The following is a 2,172-nucleotide window of genomic DNA, read 5'->3' as shown; positions in this document are numbered from 1 at the left end:
TTCACCGATCCGCGAGAGGGCAATCTGAGACCGGGTGGGGTACAAGTCATCACCGTGCGGGGGACGTACGTCGGTGCGTCCGGATCTTATTTCACGGTGACGGTCTACTCCGAGCAGGCCCGCAGCGTCAGCTACTCCATCGAGTTGTTCTGCCGGTGAGCGAAGCCTGGCGCACTCATTGCCGAGATCACCGAACACGCGGAAGCCTGGGCACGATCCATCAGCTGGACTCCCGAACGGTAACCTTGAAGGCGATCCGCATCCGCTGATCATTTCGGCTCATTTCCGATGACGGGGACGATGATGCACCCGGAGAGGGAGACGACACGCCCAGAAGCCCAGCCGTGCCAGATTTTTTCTGGACACCGTCTGTGAGCGCCGAGTCCCGATCGGTGCGCGAATCCTGCTACCGGGGGGAGCCTTGTGGTGGCGCGGCGCGCACCTCGTCCGCGACGATCAGCGTCGTTCCTCCATCTCGACGAACTCCACAGCGCCCCAGCGGTCGAACGTCTCGACGCGCCGACCGGTCTCGGTGAAGCCGACGCGTTGGTAGACGCGGATCGCGCGCTCGTTGAACGCGGCGACGTCGAGCACGACCTGCCGCGGTGCGTGGCGTGCGCGGCCGAACTCGAGCCCGGCGCGCACGAACTGTTCCCCGAGCCCGCGCCCGGTAAGGTCGGGCCGCAGGCCGAACCCGTAGAAGAGCACGTCGCCGTTCTGCTCGAAGTAGTAGAAGCCGACCAGCGTGCCGTCGTCGTCACGCGCGGCGAAGAAGCGCTCCGGGTTCTTCACCGGCTGCCCGTCATCGTCGTAGAAGTCGTACGGCGGGTCGTAGCGCCACTGGTCGCGCTCACGGAACATGCCGTCGTCAGCAGGCTCGATCCTCACGGCAGCGCCTCGACCTGCGCGACGTAGCGCGCTACCACAGGGAGCCTTCTGGCGGTACCGGCCGGCGTTGGCGTTGGAGCCGGGTCATCAGGTCCGGTGGGGTGCGGATACCCGGCCCGGCAAGCGGATGCCCAGCTGGCCTCCCCGCACGTGGTGGCATATCCTGTCTTCCCGGTTGCTGTGATAACAACGGGATCGGCCCACTGCTGGCCCACCCGTCGTCGCAGCTCGGCGGGGGCCGTCGCCATGGTTTTCCTGTGACAAGGATACCTACCACAGGGTCGAGTTTTAGTTTCGCCCGGCGGGGACGGGCTCGTCCGGCGTTCACATGGTGCGGCAGGAGCAGTGGGAGCACGGCTCCTTGCCATCCGGTCCACCCGAATCAAGATTGCAATGGCGGCTTTCCGCCGTACTCCGAAACCGCCCCTTCACGGGCCGGATAGCGGGTCCCTACCGGCTCGGGGTTCGTGTGGAACCGAGAGGTTGTTTCCCGCTTCGTCGGAGCCTTCGAGATCGCCTTCTTGACCACCGCAGTACCCGAGAGCCGGGCACTGCACCGCGGGGACGCAGGCCGACATTGTCTTCTCGACCACTCGCAGGGTGAACATCCGGACACGGCCTCGCGGAGGAGCTGCAAACCGGGGATGTGGCGGTCATAGGCTCGGAGTCCTTCGCCGACTGGCGCGACCAACTGCAGTCCTGGGAGGAATGCTAGCCGCTGCTCGCCGACTACTACGCCAGATGGGTCTACCCGTTGGCGCACAGGCCTTCAATTCACCACGGCGGTGCCCGACACACTAACGGCGCCGCCCGGGTGGATGCCGGCTGTCCGGACAACGCCGACCTGCTCCTCGACGACGACAGCGCGTCTTAGGTGAAACAGTTGGTCGCCAGGGTGGAGGCTCCGTGCCGATCCCAACAGCAGCCAACCAACTCGAACTCCATCCTTTTTCTGTTTGGGTGGAACACCCGGACAATTTGTACCCAGCGACCACCAGTCCACCGATTAGGAGGCCGTTAGCCGCAATCCACGGACTCCGAGTCGAGCTCCGGGGCTGGCGATCGGCACGCTCGACCGGTTGGCGCTATGCTGAACTGGGCGCCCAAGTGGAAATCATTGACTTACCAGCTAATCATGAAAGGGAGCGGCGTGACGCTCACGAAAAGGCCTGTGTACCTGCTGCTCGCAGTAGGTGTTGCCCTCGTGGCCTTCCTATTCATCCCGGCAGTCGCCCAGGCAGCCCCGTTGGCGAGCCAGATCGAGAAGTCGTACGACGACAAGAA

At 64.6% G+C, this 2,172-nt stretch carries 1 protein-coding gene; it reads right to left on the bottom strand.

Translation table 11 applies throughout. The features are described 5' to 3' along the window. Positions 1 to 456: 456 nt before the first annotated feature. Positions 457 to 888, bottom strand: coding sequence for a GNAT family N-acetyltransferase (locus DD1DGNOD_RS02160; RefSeq protein WP_131766903.1), 432 nt, complete (start codon positions 886 to 888; stop codon positions 457 to 459). Between the last annotated feature and the right edge of the window lie 1,284 nt (positions 889 to 2,172).

The sequence above is a fragment of the Candidatus Protofrankia californiensis genome (assembly GCF_900634765.1).
Lineage (GTDB): Bacteria > Actinomycetota > Actinomycetes > Frankiales > Frankiaceae > Protofrankia > Protofrankia californiensis.
Note: the sequence above shows the minus strand (reverse complement) of the source record. Positions and strands in the feature narration are given on the sequence as shown.